The following is a 13797-nucleotide window of genomic DNA, read 5'->3' as shown; positions in this document are numbered from 1 at the left end:
GCCGGCGCCCTGACGGCCGTACGTCGATCAAGGACTTCCCCGCCGATCAAGGGCAAACGGCCGCGGAAAAGAGATCCAACCACGACCTTTCGCCCTTGATCGACGCAAGAATCCTTGATCGGCGCGGCGCGCGGTTAGCCGGCCAGGTGGCCCCAGGAGGACTCCAGCTCATGCCAGGTGCCCTGGGCCACCGCCGCGCCGCCGAGTAGGACGACCACGCGGTCGGCCTGGGTCAGCGCCGCGCGTTTCGACGTCGACCCGACCACGGTCACGCCGTGCGCGCGCAGCGCCTGCCACAGTTCCAGCTCGGTGGTGACGTCGAGCGCGGACGACACGTCGTCGGCGATCAGCAGCTCGGTACGCGGTGCCAGGGCCCGGGCCAGCGCGAGCCGCTGGAGCTGGCCGCCGGACAGCCGGGTGCCCTTGTGCCCGATCAGCAGCCCGAGCCCGCCACCGGCGCCGGCCAGGTCGTGCTCGAGCTGTGCGGTGGACACCGCGCTGGCCGCGTCGACCTCGTGCCCCAGCCGGATGTTGTCGGCGACGGTCCCGGACAGCACCCGGGGCAGCTGCGCGACGTACCCGACCTGGTTGGGCCGCAGGAACACGTCCGGCTCGGTCACCGCCTGGCCGTTCCAGCGCAGCGCGCCGGTGTGGTGGACGATGCCGGCCAGCGCGCGCAGCAGCGACGACTTGCCCGAGCCGACCGGCCCGACCACCAGCACGAGTTGCCCGCGCCGGACGGTCAGGTCGACGTCCCGTACGCCGAGCGTCCCGTCCTCGTGGACGGCGCTGAAGCCGTTGAGGTCGAGCTGGCTGAGCGGGTGGCGTGGCGCCGTCGCCGGCGCGGGCGCGGTGCCCGCGGAGATGTCGACGCCGGGCACCGGCGCCGAGTACGCGGCGACGCCGGACATGGCGACCGTGCGCCGGGTCCAGACCCGGGCCGAGGGCAGGTGCGAGACCAGCGAGGCCGTGGTCCAGGCGAACCAGCGGGCGGCGTTCAGCGCGGCCACCGCGACGAGCGCGGCGCCCGGCGTGAGCCCGCCGAACAGGTACAGCGCCCACACGCTGACCGGCAGCAGGCCGCTGAGCATGGACGGCGTGGACCGGGCCCACACCTGCACCGAGATCTCCCGGCGCTGCAGGTCGCTGCGGACCGTGTCGAGCCGGGCCAGGTGCGCCAGGACCGACCGGGTCGCGCCGGCCAGCTTCACCGTCCGGGCCGCCGACAGCGACGACACCAGCGCGGTGGCGAACGCGGCCCGCGCCGCGACCGTCTTGCGCGCGGCGCGCTCCAGCTTCGGCCCGAACAGCGTGGCCGTCAGCCCGGAGAGCACCATCGTGCCGGCGAAGAACAGCCCCGGCACGATCGACCCGGACACCGCCGTCATCGCCACCAGGAAGATGGCGCAGATGAACTGGTCGATCAGGTTGTCGGCGAGCATCACGACCCGCTCGGTGTCGCCGCCCTGGGCGACCACCTCGGCCGGCGTGTGCGCGCTGACCCGGCGCCGGCCGGTCTGGCCGTGCACCAGGCGCAGGCTGATCCGCAGCATCTGCCGGACCCACCACTCCGGGAACCACTTGTGCGTGTAGTACGGCAGCGGCAGCGCGGCCAGCAGTCCGACGGCGATCCCGACCGTGGGCCAGAGCAGCCCGCCCGAGCCGTCCACAAGGTCGGCCCACAGCCACGGCAGCAGCGCCCCATCCAGGCCGAGCAGCACCATGACCACGAAGAGCGCGACCGCGCCCAGCCCGTACCGGGGGTCGTTGGTGGCTAACCGGAAGATCTCCCGCATGGTGCGGGCCTCGGCCGCCGGGGGCAGCGGCGGCGGGTCGGTCTTCGGCGGGACGCTGAGCATGGCCGGAGCCGCGAGCGTCAGCGCGCGATCGCCGTCCACCCGTCCGGCCGTGGTGCCGGTGGCCAGCAGCCGCGCGAATCGCTGCGACTCGCGCAGCGGCCCGGCCTCGATCACCTCGCCGTCGGCCAGCACCACGACCTCGTCGCAGCGGCGTACGGAGGACAACCGGTGCGCGATGACGATGCCGATCCGGTCGCGCAGCAGCCGCTCGGTGGCGCGCTGCACGCGGGCCTCGGTGACCGGGTCCATCCGCGCGGTGGCCTCGTCGAGGATCACCACGTGCGGGTCGCGGACCAGGATCCGGGCGAACGCGACGAGCTGCTCCTGCCCGGCGGACAGCACGTAGCCGCCCTCGCCGAGCCTGGTCTGTAGTCCGTCCGGCAGGTCGGCCACCCAGGACGACAGGCCCAGCTCACGCAGCGCGCGTTCGGCCTGCTCCAGCAGGTCCGGGTCGAAGAGCGCGACGTTCTCCGCGAGCGTGCCGGCCAGGATCTCGGTGCGCTGCGGCACCACGGCGATCCACCGGCGCAGGCCCTCGACGTCCAGGTCGAGCAGGTCGGTCTCGCCGAGGAACACCGTGCCGCGCGGCACGTCCACCGCCCGGGTCAGCACCTTGGCCAGGGTCGACTTGCCCGAGCCGGTCCGGCCGATCAGCGCGTACGACCGCCCGCGCACGAACATCAAGTCGACGCCGCGCAACGCGGGTCTCCTCTCACGCCCGTACCCGAAGGTGAGGTCGCGGACGGCGAGGTCGCCCTCGCGCGGGGTCGCGCCGCCGGACGGCTCCTGCCGCGCCGAGCGCAGCAACTGCACGCGGCCCCAGGCGCCCAGGGCGTACTGCAGCTCCGGCACCATGCGGCTGACCTGCTCGACGGTGCCGCCGAAGCCGAGGACGAGCAGCCAGATGGCGGTGAGCCGGGCGCCGTCGATGCGGTCGGTGGCCATGGCCCAGGCACCGGCGACGACGACCGCCGCGATGCCGGCCCGCATCACGCCGGACGCGGTCGCGGTGACCTTCCCGGACATCCGCCACACCCGGCGCCCGCGGCCCAGCACCTGGCTGGCCCGCCGGGCGTACAGGCGCAGGACGTACGGCCGGGCGAGGCTGCTGCGCACGTCGTCCTGCCCGTGGATGGACTCCTCCATCACGGCGGCCAGGTCCGACCATGCCTCCTCCTCGGCCATCCGGGCGGTGGAGATCGCCCGGGTCGGCTTGCTCAGCGTGACCGCCAGCAGCAGGGTCAGCGCCAGCATGCCGGCGCCGGCCGGCCACCAGACCGCCAGCGCGATGCCGATGGATAGCACGCCCAAGGCCAAAGACTGCGCGATGCGTACGCCGCTGCCGCGCAACTCGGCGGCGACCTGGTACACGTCGCCGTCGATCCGGTCCAGCAGCTCACCCACCGGGGTGGTCTCCAGCGCGGGTAGCTCCTGTCCGAAGGCGACCCGGCACAGCCGGCGGCGCACGTCAGCGGCCCAGTCCGCGGTCAGGCCAGCGGCCAGCAGGCCCACCACGAGGTCGCTGAGGACGGTGGCCACCAGCGCCGCGGCGAGCAGGAAGAACAGCGTCGTCGAACGGTGCACCAGCACCGGACCGGCCAGTCCCGCCGCGGCCGCTTGACCGCCGCCGCCGAGCACGATGAGCCCGGCCACGAGCGCGGTACGGCGCGGCGACGTGGCCCAGAGGTCGCGAAGCAGGCGCATTGGAAGTTCCCCCGGAGTCTCGGCCTTCAGCCTGCACCGCCACCCCGGGATTACTCAACGCAATTACCGGGCCCCCACAACGGGATCCGGTGACATCACGTCGAGTATTCTCTATTCTTACCGTGGGGAGTTAGGGCTGCCTACGCAGGCGCCGCCTGCATCGCTAGACAGCAGGCGCCGCCTGCATCGCCAAACAGCGAGGGGACACCGTCATGGATCGTGCCGCACCGAGCCGACCGAGCACCGACGCGGACCCGCTCGAGGCCGTCCGGCACACACCCCTGAGCCGGATCTCCCGCGACAATGTGGACCTGGTCAACGTCGTACGGCGCCGGGTGCTGCGCGCCGCCCCCGACCTGGTGACGGTCGAGGCCACCCCGTTCCAGTCCGCGATCTGACAGAGCCTTTGCTGCGCCACTACGTACTCAAGGTGCACAGCCGGTGTGACCTGGCCTGCGACCACTGTTACGTATACGAGCACGCCGACCAGAGCTGGCGCACCCGGCCGCGTGCCATGGCCGTGGAGACGGTCCGGGCCGCCGGCAAGCGGATCGCCGAGCACGCCGCCGATCACCGGCTCGGGCGGGTCCAGGTCATCCTGCACGGCGGCGAGCCGCTGCTGCTGGGCCGGGCGCGCCTCGACGCCGTCCTCACCGAGCTGGCCGCCACGATCGCGCCGGTGGCGCGGCTCGACCTGCGGATGCAGTCCAACGGCGTGCTGCTCACCCCCGCGATCTGCGACGTCCTGGTCCGGCACCGGGTACGGGTGGGCATCTCGCTGGACGGCGACCGCGCCGCCAACGATCGGCACCGCCTCTTCGCCACCGGGGCCAGCAGCCACGACCGGGTCCTGCGCGCGCTGGCGCTGCTGCGCCGGACCGAATACCGCTCCGCGTACGCGGGCATCCTCTGCACCGTCGACGTCGACAACGACCCGGTCCGGGTGTACGAGGCGCTGGTTGCGCAGCAGCCGCCCCGCATCGACTTCCTGCTGCCGCACGCCACCTGGGACAGCCCGCCTCCCCGACCGGCGGGGACCCTACGCCGTACGCCTCCTGGCTGGGGCGGATCCACGACCGGTGGACCGCCGACGGCCGGCCGGTGCCGATCCGGCTCTTCGACTCGCTGGCGTCCACAGTGGTCGGTGGGCCCAGCGGCACCGAGGCGGTCGGCCTAGACCCCGCCGACCTGGTGGTCATCGAGACCGACGGCGCCTGGGAGCAGGCCGACTCGTTGAAGACCGCGTACGACGGCGCGCCCGGCACCGGGTTCGACGTCTTCTCGCACAGCGTGGACGAGGTGGCCGCGCACCCGGGCATCGCGATCCGGCAGTCCGGGCTGGCCGGCGTCTGCGAGACCTGCCGGGCCTGCCCGGTCGTGCACCGCTGCGGCGGCGGCCTCTTCGCGCACCGCTACCGCACCGGCAGCGGCTTCGACAACCCCTCGGTCTACTGCGCCGATCTCAAGTCGCTCATCGCACGGATGGACGGGATGACCAGGCACCCCATGTCGGATCGCATCCTGGACGACATCGGCTCCGGATACGGCGAGGCCGACACGGTCGAGCACCTCGTGGCGGCCCAGGTGCCCATCACCCGGGTGCTGCTGTCGATGGTGGGCGAGACCGCGTCCGGCTCCGCGGCCTGGGAGCTGCTCGAACGCGTCGACACGGAGGCACCCGAGGCGGTGGCGGCGGTGCTGGCCCACCCGTACGTGCGGGCCTGGGCGGTGCGCTACCTGGAGGGCGCCGAGCCGGCCGACCGGGCCCACCTGGCCGGGGTAGCCGCCGCGGCCGCGATCCGGGCCGGGATGAGCGCCGACCTGGAGATCCCGGTCCGGGACGGCATGGTGCACCTGCCCACCCTGGGCGCGTTCACGCTGGCCAAAACGGGCACCACCACACTGTCCATATCGGATGGATCGTTCGAGCTGCGCGCCGAGAAAGCGGACTGGTGGCCGATCCGCCGGCTCGACCTCGCCGGCCGGAGCGTCCCGATCGAGGACACCGACCCGTACCGCGACTGCCACGAGTGGCCGGTCGCCGGCCGGCTCGCGCCCGCCGAGGCCGAGTCCTGGCAGCGCGCGGTGAACGCCGCCTGGCTGGGCATCCGGCGCGACGCCCCGGGGCAGGCGGCGGGCGTACGCGGCGCGCTCCGCGCCCTGCTCCCGCTGCGCGCGAGCGACGACGGCCAGCAGCGCAGCGCCACCAACCGGAACGCGTTCGGCGCCGTCGCCTTGGCCCTGGGGCCGGCGGAGTCCGGAGCCTGGCGCGGAGCGACAGGCCCGGAGTCTGCCGGCAGCCGGGGCCGAAGCGAGCGCAGCGAGCCAGCTGGCTCAGTCGCAGGGCCGGACGCGGACGCGCTCGCCCTCCTGCTCGTCCACGAGATCCAGCACGTCAAGCTCGGTGCCGTCCTCGACGTCTGCGACCTGGTCGACGGCGCATACCACGGGTTGCTCGACGTGCCGTGGCGGCGCGACAAGCGACGGCCGGTCGAGGCGGCGTTGCAGGGCGCGTACGCGCATCTCGGCGTCGCCGACGTCTGGCGGGCCCGCGGCCGGGCCGGCGGTCCGGACGCCGGCGCGGCGCGCGCGCACTTCCGCCGCTACCGCGACTGGGTCTCCGGGACGGTCGACGCGATCCTGCGGACCCGGGCGCTCACCCCGGACGGTGAACGGTTCGTCGGCCGGATGCGCCAGACGATGGAGACCTGGCGTGATGACGACGATTGAGCGGGCGGCGGGCACCAGTCGTACCAAATTGGCGGCCGACCTGGTCGCGCTCGGCCTGCGGCCCGGACGGGACGTGCTGGTGCACTGCTCCATGCGGGGCGTCGGCGGCGAGCCGGCCGCCCTGGCCGGCGCCATCACGGACGTGATCGGGCGGGCCGCCACGCTCGTGGTGCCGACGCACACCACCGGCGCCTCCACCACCTCCCCCAGCTTCCGGGAGGCCGCCAAGCACCTCACCCCGCCAGAGGTCGAGGCGATGGAGCGGATGCTGCCGCAGTTCTCGCCGTCGGCCACCACGCACGGGATGGGCGCGCTGGCCGAGCACGTCCGAAATCACCCGGAAGCGGTACGCAGCAGCCATCCACTGACGTCGTTCACGGCGCTGGGGCCGGGTGCGCGCGACCTCGTCGCCGTCCACGATCTCGCCTGCCACCTGGGCGAACGCTCGCCACTCGGCCCGCTGTACGCCGCGGACGCGTCGATCCTGCTGCTCGGCGTGGGCTATGCGGCCTGCACCGCGCTGCACCTCGCGGAGTACCGCCTGTCGCCGCCGCCCGCGCTGCGGACGTACCGGTGCTATGTGGAGGAGGGCGGGGCCCGGACCCGCAAGGAATTCCGCGCTCCTGAGCTGGACGACAGCGACTTTGAGCAGCTCGGAGCGGATCTGGACGACACCTCGTACGTACGGCGGGGGCAGGTCGGCAACGCGTCGTCCCGCTTGATCGACATGCGTGGCGCCGTGGATTTCGCCGTCGAATGGTTGACGGCACGGCGTAAGCCGTAGCCATCCTGGTTATGGGCACTGGCGAGGAGTACCTAGCATGATGGCTTCCGATGCACCCGGACGGCAGGGAGAGCGACACTGTGGCAACCGGCGAGCGCTCGCACGCGCCGGTGTTCTTTTTGAGCTACGCGCAGGCCGCCACGCGGTCCCTGAAACAGAACCGGGAACGGAACCTGCGGGTGATGGAGTTCTTCGACGAGCTGTCCGAGCACGTCAGCGGCCTGCTCGGGCTGCGGGCCGGCGAAGATCCGGGCTTCATGGACCGGACCATGACCGGCGGCCAGCGCTGGACCAGGGAGCTGCTGCACGCCGCCGGCACGTGCCAGGTCTTCGTGCCGCTGGTCTCCCCCGGGCTGGTGCGCAGCCCATGGTGCGCGATGGAATGGGACGCCTTCTCCCGCCGCGAGATCGTCCGCCGCGACGACGGGGGCCCGGCCTGGGAGTCCGGCATCCTGCCGGTCTCGTGGATCCAGACGGAGTACGACGTGCTGCCGGCCGTGGTGCGGGAGATCCAGCACTTCGCCCCGATCCGGCTGCCCAACCCCGACTACGCGGCGGACTACCAGCAGGAGGGCCTGTACGGCCTGCTCGCCCTGAAGAGCGACGCGTACTCCGCGGTCGTGTGGCGGCTCGCGCAACGGATCGTCGAGGTCTACCGCACGCACCGGGTCACACACCTGGTCCCCAGCGGCACTGACAGCCTCCGCAACGTCTTCACGGAAAAGGAGGAGGTGGCATGACCCAGGCCAGTGGAACGTACTTCTTCCTCAGCTATGCGCACCCGGCGCCCATCTCCGCGGATACCGGAAGCGACGCGGACCCGTGGGTGAGTGAGTTCTTCGACGCCCTGTCGGCACGGGTGAATCGGCACGCCCGGCCGCTGCCCGGGATGGAGATCGGGTTCTACGACCAGCAGGTGCCGCTCGGCTCGGACTGGAAGGCCGTCCTCGTCGACGTGCTCCGCACCGCCCGGGTCTTCGTGCCGCTCTACTCCCCGGCCTACTTCAACCGGTCCTGGCCGAAGTGGGAGCAGGAGTCCTATCTGGAGCCGCCGGCCGAGCCGGACTCCGCGGGCCCCACCCGGTACGTCGTACCGGTGCTGTGGATCCCGCTGCCGTCCTGGGACCAGACGCCGGAAACCCGGCGGGCGGTCGACCTGGCCGCCGACATTCCCGAGTACGCCGAGAACGGCATGCGGGCGCTGTGCATGCTGGGCGCCTACAAGAAGCGGTACGACGCGCTGCTGGACCGGCTGGCGAAGCGGATCGTCGAGCTGGTGGAGCGCCCGCCGGGCGGCTCGGCCGGGCCGTCCACGCTGGCCCAGCTCGGCACCGAGCCGCCGGCGGAGACCACCGAGCCGGAGACCGCGTTCGTGGTGGCGGTGACCGCGCCGACCGACACCGACCTGCCGCCGTCCCGCACCGCGGACAGCTACGGCGCCGGGAGCACGCAGTGGCGGCCGTTCACCGACCGGCAGGCGCTTCCGGTCGCCGAGTACGCCGCGAGCACCGCTGAGCGGCTCGGCCTGCGGGTGCGCATCGCGCCGTACGAGGACGGCACCGAGCTCTTCGCCCGGTCGCCGGCCGTGCTGCTGATCGACCCCTGGGTGGCGGCCGGCAGCGGCGGCCTGCAGGCGCTGCGGGCGGCCACAAAGGACCTCCCCGAATGGGTGGTTCCGCTGGTGATCGCCGACAACGACGACCCGCAGTACGCCGAGCGCGGCGGCCGGCTGGCCGACGAGGTGATGACTATGCTCGTGGCTGCCGGCGTGCCGCGCGCCAAACGGGTGGCCCAGGTCAGGGAGTTCGTCGACATCATGCCGAGCCTGGTCACCGAGGCCCGCCGGCAGTACCTGAGAAACGCTCCGGTCTATCCCCCATCGGGCGCGCACGCCGGGCGGCCCAGCCTGCGCGGCTCCGACGCATCGACTCCCCTCGACTCCGGGAAGCAGAGCCATGACTGACACATCCGGCGGCCAGATCATCACGTTCTACTCGTACAAGGGTGGCACCGGCCGGACCATGGCGCTGGCCAACGTCGCGTGGATCCTGGCCGCCAACGGCAAACGGGTGCTCGTCGCGGACTGGGACCTGGAATCGCCCGGCCTGCACCGCTTCTTCAAGCCGTTCCTGGACGCCGAAACGGTCCGCGGCTCGACCGGCATCATCGAGTTGATCCGCACGTACGAGGACGAGACCCGGCGCAACCCGGACCGCCCCGAGCGGTGGCACGAGGAGTTCGCCCGGGTCCGGCAGCACGCGTTCTCGCTGAACTGGAACTTTCCCGGCAGCGGCACGCTGGACTTCCTCCCCTCCGGCCTGCAAAACCAGGACTACGCGGTCTCGGTCAGCGGCCTGGACTGGGACAACTTCTACGATCGGCTGCAGGGCGGGCAGTTCTTCGACGCACTGCGCGCCGACATGAAGCGCAACTACGACTACACGCTGATCGACAGCCGGACCGGGCTCAGCGACGTCGCGGACATCTGCACGATCCACCTGCCGGACACGCTGGTCGACTGCTTCACCCTCAGCGACCAGGGCATCGACGGCGCGGCCGAGGTGGCGCGCACGGTGCAGACCAAGTACAGCCCGCGCAACAGCCGCCGCCGGCGGATCCGGGTGCTGCCCGTGCCGATGCGCGTCGACCAGGCCGAAAACGACAAGGCGAACGCCGGCCGGCTGGTCGCGCGGAGCCAGTTCACCAGCCTGCCCGCGGACATGACCGACGAGGACCGGCGCAAGTACTGGGCCGCGGTCGAGGTGCCGTACCAGACGTACTACGCGTACGAGGAGATGCTGGCGACCTTCGGCGACGACCCCAGCTCGCCGCGGCTGCTGCTGTCGGCGTACGAGCGGCTGGCCACGTACATCACCGAGGGCGAGGTCACCTCGCTGCCTCCGATGGACGAGACGACCCGGCTGCGCGAGGTCGCCCGCTTCACCCGGCGGCCGCCGGAGCAGGTCGACGAGGAGATCGTCCTGCGGTACCAGCCGACCGACCAGGTCTGGGCGGAGTGGATGGAGTGGGTGCTCTCCTCGGCCGGCGTCCGGGTCGTCGACCAGCAGGACGCCGAGTCCGACACGGAGCCGTCCCGCACGCTGAGCATCGTGTCGTCGTCCCGGCACGGCCACTTCCCACCGCGTGACCGCGCCGGCGCGCGCTCCCCGATCGCCGTGTACGTCGCGGACGTGCGCCCGTCCGCGGAGTTCCCGCCCGAGGCGTCCACCAGCCTCGTGGGCTGCGACGAGCGCACCGCCGCCGCCCGCATCCTGCGGCTCCTCGGGCGATCCGGCGCGCTGGCCGCCGACGCCCTGCCCGGCGGGGTCCGCTATCCCCGCGACGAGCCTCAGGTCTCCAACGCGCCGGTCCGCAACGCCCGGTTCACCGGTCGCGAGGAGGAGCTGCGCGAGCTGCGTACCCAGCTGAAGGCGGGCCGAACCGCGGTGGTCCTGCCGGTCACGCTGCGCGGCATGGGCGGCGTCGGCAAGACCCAGGTGGCGATGGAGTACGTCCACCGGTTCAAGCCCGCGTACGACATCGTGTGGTGGGTCCAGGCCGAGCAGCCGCAGTTCATCGACGCCCAGCTGACCGAGCTCGGCACGCTGATGGGCGTCGTGCCGGCCGCCACCGCGGCCGCCACCGCCATCGCCACGCTGGAGGCGCTCAAGCGCAAAGAGCGGTGGCTGGTCGTCTTCGACAACGCCGAGGACATCGAGGCCGTGGACGAGTACCGGCCGCAGGGCAACGGCCACGTACTGATCACGTCCCGCAACGACGAGTGGGCGAACCGCACGACGTCGATCCCGATCGACGTGTTCCAACGCCACGAGAGCGTCGCCCACCTGCGCAACCGGCTCCCCACCATCGCCGACGGCGAGGCCGCACAGGTCGCCGAGGCGCTCGGCGACCTGCCGATCGCGGTCGCGAACGCGGGCGCCTGGCTCGCCGAGACCGGCACGCCCGTGGCCGACTACCTGGCGCAACTGGAGCCGGGCGTGCCGGGGCAGCAGTCGGTGCAGGCCGCCTGGAACGTGACCTGGGACCTGTCGCTCGACCGGCTGGCCGACCAGTCGCCGGGCGCGTACCGGCTGCTGCAACTCTGCTCGGTGCTGTCGTCCGAGATCGCGCTGGACCTGCTCTACAGCGACGAGATGGCGGCGGCGATCTCGCCGTACGACGCCTCGGTGTCGGAACGCCAGATGCTGGCCTACATGGTCCAGCAGATCAACCGCCTGGCCCTGCTCAAGCTCGACACGCACGCCGGCCAGATCAACGTGCACCGGCTGATCCAGGCCGCGGTGCGCAAGCGGATGACGGCGGACGAGCTGGAGGCGGCCCGGCACCAGGTGCACCTGGTGCTGGCCCGGTCCCGGCCGAGCGGCGAGGTCGACAACCCGGACAACTGGCCGCGGCTGCGCCTGCTGTGGCCGCACCTGACCGTGTCGCTGGCGGTCGCCTGCCAGGACGAGCTGGTCCGGCAGCTGATCATCGACCGGGTGCGCTTCCTCTGGCGGGTCGGCGACCTCCAGCAAGGCGTGGAGTTCGGCCAGTCGATCGAGGCACAGTGGACCGAGCTACTGGACCACGACCCCGAGTTCGCCCGGGAGACCCCGCGCGGCGAGTCGCTGTACCGGCAGCTGCTGCACCTGCGCTTCAACGTCGCCAACCACCTGTGGTCCCAGGCGAAGTTCGACGAGGCCCGCCGGATCGACGAGGACGTGCACGCCAAGCAGCTGGAGCTCTTCGGCCCGGAGCACCCGCACACGCTGATGACCGCCGGCAGCCTCGCCAGCAACCTGCGCGGCCTGGGCCGGTTCGCCGAGGCCCTGGAGATGGACAAGGAGACGTACGCGAGCTGGTCCCGGGTCTTCGGCGAGGACTACCGGCGCACCCTCTACGCGGCGAACAACCTCGCCACCACGTACCGCCTGGTGGGCGACTTCCGAGCCGCCCGGGAGCGGGACACCGACATCTACGAGCGCCGCCGGGCGATCCTCGGCCCGACCGCGTCCGACACCCTGCACTCGGCCTCCCAGCTGGCCCGCGACCTGCGCGAGGCCGGCGAGTACGAGCGGTCGGTGGCGATGCTGCGCGAGGTGTACAACTCGTTCCGGGACGATCCCACGTTCGGCCCGGACGCGCTGGAGACGCTCAACGCGCAGGCCAACCTGGCGGTCTCGCTGCGCAGCATCGGGCGCGGCGGCCAGGCGGCCCGGCTGCTGGACGAGGCGTACGAGCGGCTGGAGGTGCGGTTCGGTTCCGCCAACCCGGACACGCTGGCCTGCCGGCTGAGCCGGGCGGCCACGCTGATCGTCATCGGCGACACCGACCGCGCCGTCCGCGAGATGCGTGCGGTGGCCACCGCGTACCAGGGGAGCCTGGGCCCGGCGCACCCGCACACGCTGGTGTGCCTGAACAACCTGTCCGCCGCCGCGCGGGCGGCGCAGGACCACACGCAGGCCCGCGACCTGGCGACCCAGTCGACCGAGGGGCTGGCGAAGGCGTTCGGCCACGAGCACCCGTACACGCTGGCGACCGCGATGAACCAGGCCATCTGCTTCTTCGAGGTGGGTGAGACGGAAAAGGCCCGCGACCTGCTCAAGAGCGTGGCGGCCCGGATGGCGGTCGCGCTCGGCCCGGACCACCCGGACACGGTGAGCGGCGAGGCCCACCTAGCGATCTTCGTACGCCGGATCGGCGAGCCGGGTGCGGCGGGTGCCTACGCGCGGGCGCTGGAGCGGATCAGCAAGGCGCTGGGCACCGACCACCCCATCGTCAACGAGCTGCGCGAAGGACAACTGGTGTACCGGGTGCTCGACCCGCACCCGTTCTGATCGGCTGCACGGTGGCGGCCGGCTTGTCGGCCGCCACCACGCCCGTCTCGGTCAGCCAGGTCAGCATGCGCGGCAGGATCTCCACCGCCGCGAAGTGCCCGGCGCCCTGTGCCACCTCGATCTCGGCGCCGCGAATCTGCGCGGCCAGCCAATGGGTGTGCGAGACCGGCGAGAACTGGTCGTCGGCGCCGTGCCACAGGCGTACCGGCACCCGGATCGAGGACGGCTCGAAGCCCCAATTGCGCCGGAAGGCGAGCGCGTCGTCGATCCACCCCTCGGCGCCGTAGCGCACCGCCTCGGCGTAGCTGTCGGTGATTTTGCGGCGCATCGCCACGTTGCCGATTACCCGGCGGTCGGGGTCGCTCAACTCCTTGTCCAGGAAGGCGACCAGGCTCTCGGGGTCGCGCCGCATGCGGTCGGCCTGGCTGGTGAGGCTCGCCATCAGCGAACCCCGGTCGGTGTCCGCCGCCTGGTATTCGTCCACATTGGACGCACTCATGCCGCGGTACCAGTCCAGGCCGGCGGCGTCCGCGGGGGCGATGCTGACCAGGACGGCCGCCCGGGTGACCCGCTGCGGCAGCATCGCCGCGACGGCCAACGCGTGCGGCCCACCACCGGAGCGACCCACCACGGCGAACCGGTCGATCTCCAGCGCGTCGGCGATCGCCTCGACGTCGGCGGCCGCGTCGACCACGCGCCGGCCCTCACGCCGCTCCGAGCGGCCGTAGCCGGGGCGGTCGTAACAGATCAGCCGCACGCCCTGGCGGTAGAGCAGGATGCCGCGCGGCTTGATGCCGGAGCGGCTGCCGGGCGTACCGTGCAGAAGAAAGACCGGCGAGCCGTCGGGGGCGCCCGTGACCTCGACGGCCAAGCGTTTCCCGTC

General features: G+C 72.5%; 9 protein-coding genes. 7 read left to right on the top strand and 2 right to left on the bottom strand.

The window, feature by feature from the left end; genetic code table 11:
• Positions 1 to 134 precede the first annotated feature (134 nt).
• Entirely contained in the window at positions 135 to 3563 is a 3429-nt protein-coding gene (locus tag Prum_RS29730) for an ATP-binding cassette domain-containing protein (protein WP_173079483.1), read from the bottom strand.
• A gap of 212 nt (positions 3564 to 3775) precedes the next feature.
• Between Prum_RS29730 and Prum_RS52085 the strand changes: the two genes are divergently transcribed.
• The 7 genes from Prum_RS52085 to fxsT all read left to right on the top strand — a co-directional run bounded on the left by Prum_RS52085 (position 3776) and on the right by fxsT (position 12914).
• Entirely contained in the window at positions 3776 to 3961 is a 186-nt protein-coding gene (locus Prum_RS52085; RefSeq protein ID WP_173079482.1) for a hypothetical protein, read from the top strand.
• A gap of 8 nt (positions 3962 to 3969) precedes the next feature.
• Positions 3970 to 4740, top strand: coding sequence for a radical SAM protein (locus tag Prum_RS52080; RefSeq protein ID WP_246278175.1), 771 nt, complete (start codon positions 3970 to 3972; stop codon positions 4738 to 4740).
• On the top strand, positions 4665 to 6293 hold the full coding sequence (locus tag Prum_RS52075) for an aKG-HExxH-type peptide beta-hydroxylase (RefSeq protein ID WP_246278174.1): 1629 nt from the start codon (positions 4665 to 4667) through the stop codon (positions 6291 to 6293). The genes Prum_RS52080 and Prum_RS52075 overlap by 76 nt, the downstream gene beginning before the upstream one ends.
• The gene (locus Prum_RS29715; RefSeq protein ID WP_173079481.1) at positions 6280 to 7077 is read left to right on the top strand and encodes an AAC(3) family N-acetyltransferase; all 798 of its coding nucleotides are present in this window, start codon (positions 6280 to 6282) and stop codon (positions 7075 to 7077) included. The genes Prum_RS52075 and Prum_RS29715 overlap by 14 nt, the downstream gene beginning before the upstream one ends.
• An 80-nt stretch (positions 7078 to 7157) precedes the next feature.
• On the top strand, positions 7158 to 7817 hold the full coding sequence (locus tag Prum_RS29710) for a TIR-like protein FxsC (protein WP_173079480.1): 660 nt from the start codon (positions 7158 to 7160) through the stop codon (positions 7815 to 7817).
• Positions 7814 to 9040: a TIR-like protein FxsC gene (locus Prum_RS29705; protein WP_173079479.1), complete on the top strand. Its 1227-nt coding sequence runs from the start codon at positions 7814 to 7816 to the stop codon at positions 9038 to 9040. The genes Prum_RS29710 and Prum_RS29705 overlap by 4 nt, the downstream gene beginning before the upstream one ends.
• Complete coding sequence (fxsT, locus tag Prum_RS29700) at positions 9033 to 12914, top strand: FxSxx-COOH system tetratricopeptide repeat protein (protein WP_173079478.1); 3882 nt, start codon at positions 9033 to 9035, stop codon at positions 12912 to 12914. Before Prum_RS29705 ends, fxsT begins: the two co-directional genes overlap by 8 nt.
• Here fxsT and Prum_RS29695 read toward each other — a convergent pair.
• Complete coding sequence (locus tag Prum_RS29695; RefSeq protein ID WP_246278173.1) at positions 12856 to 13785, bottom strand: alpha/beta fold hydrolase; 930 nt, start codon at positions 13783 to 13785, stop codon at positions 12856 to 12858. The two genes, fxsT and Prum_RS29695, sit on opposite strands and share 59 nt — an antisense overlap.
• Between the last annotated feature and the right edge of the window lie 12 nt (positions 13786 to 13797).

Origin of the sequence: Phytohabitans rumicis, assembly GCF_011764445.1 — a bacterium.
GTDB classification, from domain to species: Bacteria; Actinomycetota; Actinomycetes; order Mycobacteriales; family Micromonosporaceae; genus Phytohabitans; species Phytohabitans rumicis.
The sequence above is the reverse complement of the archived record's forward strand: the minus strand, read 5'-3'. Positions and strand labels throughout refer to the sequence as shown.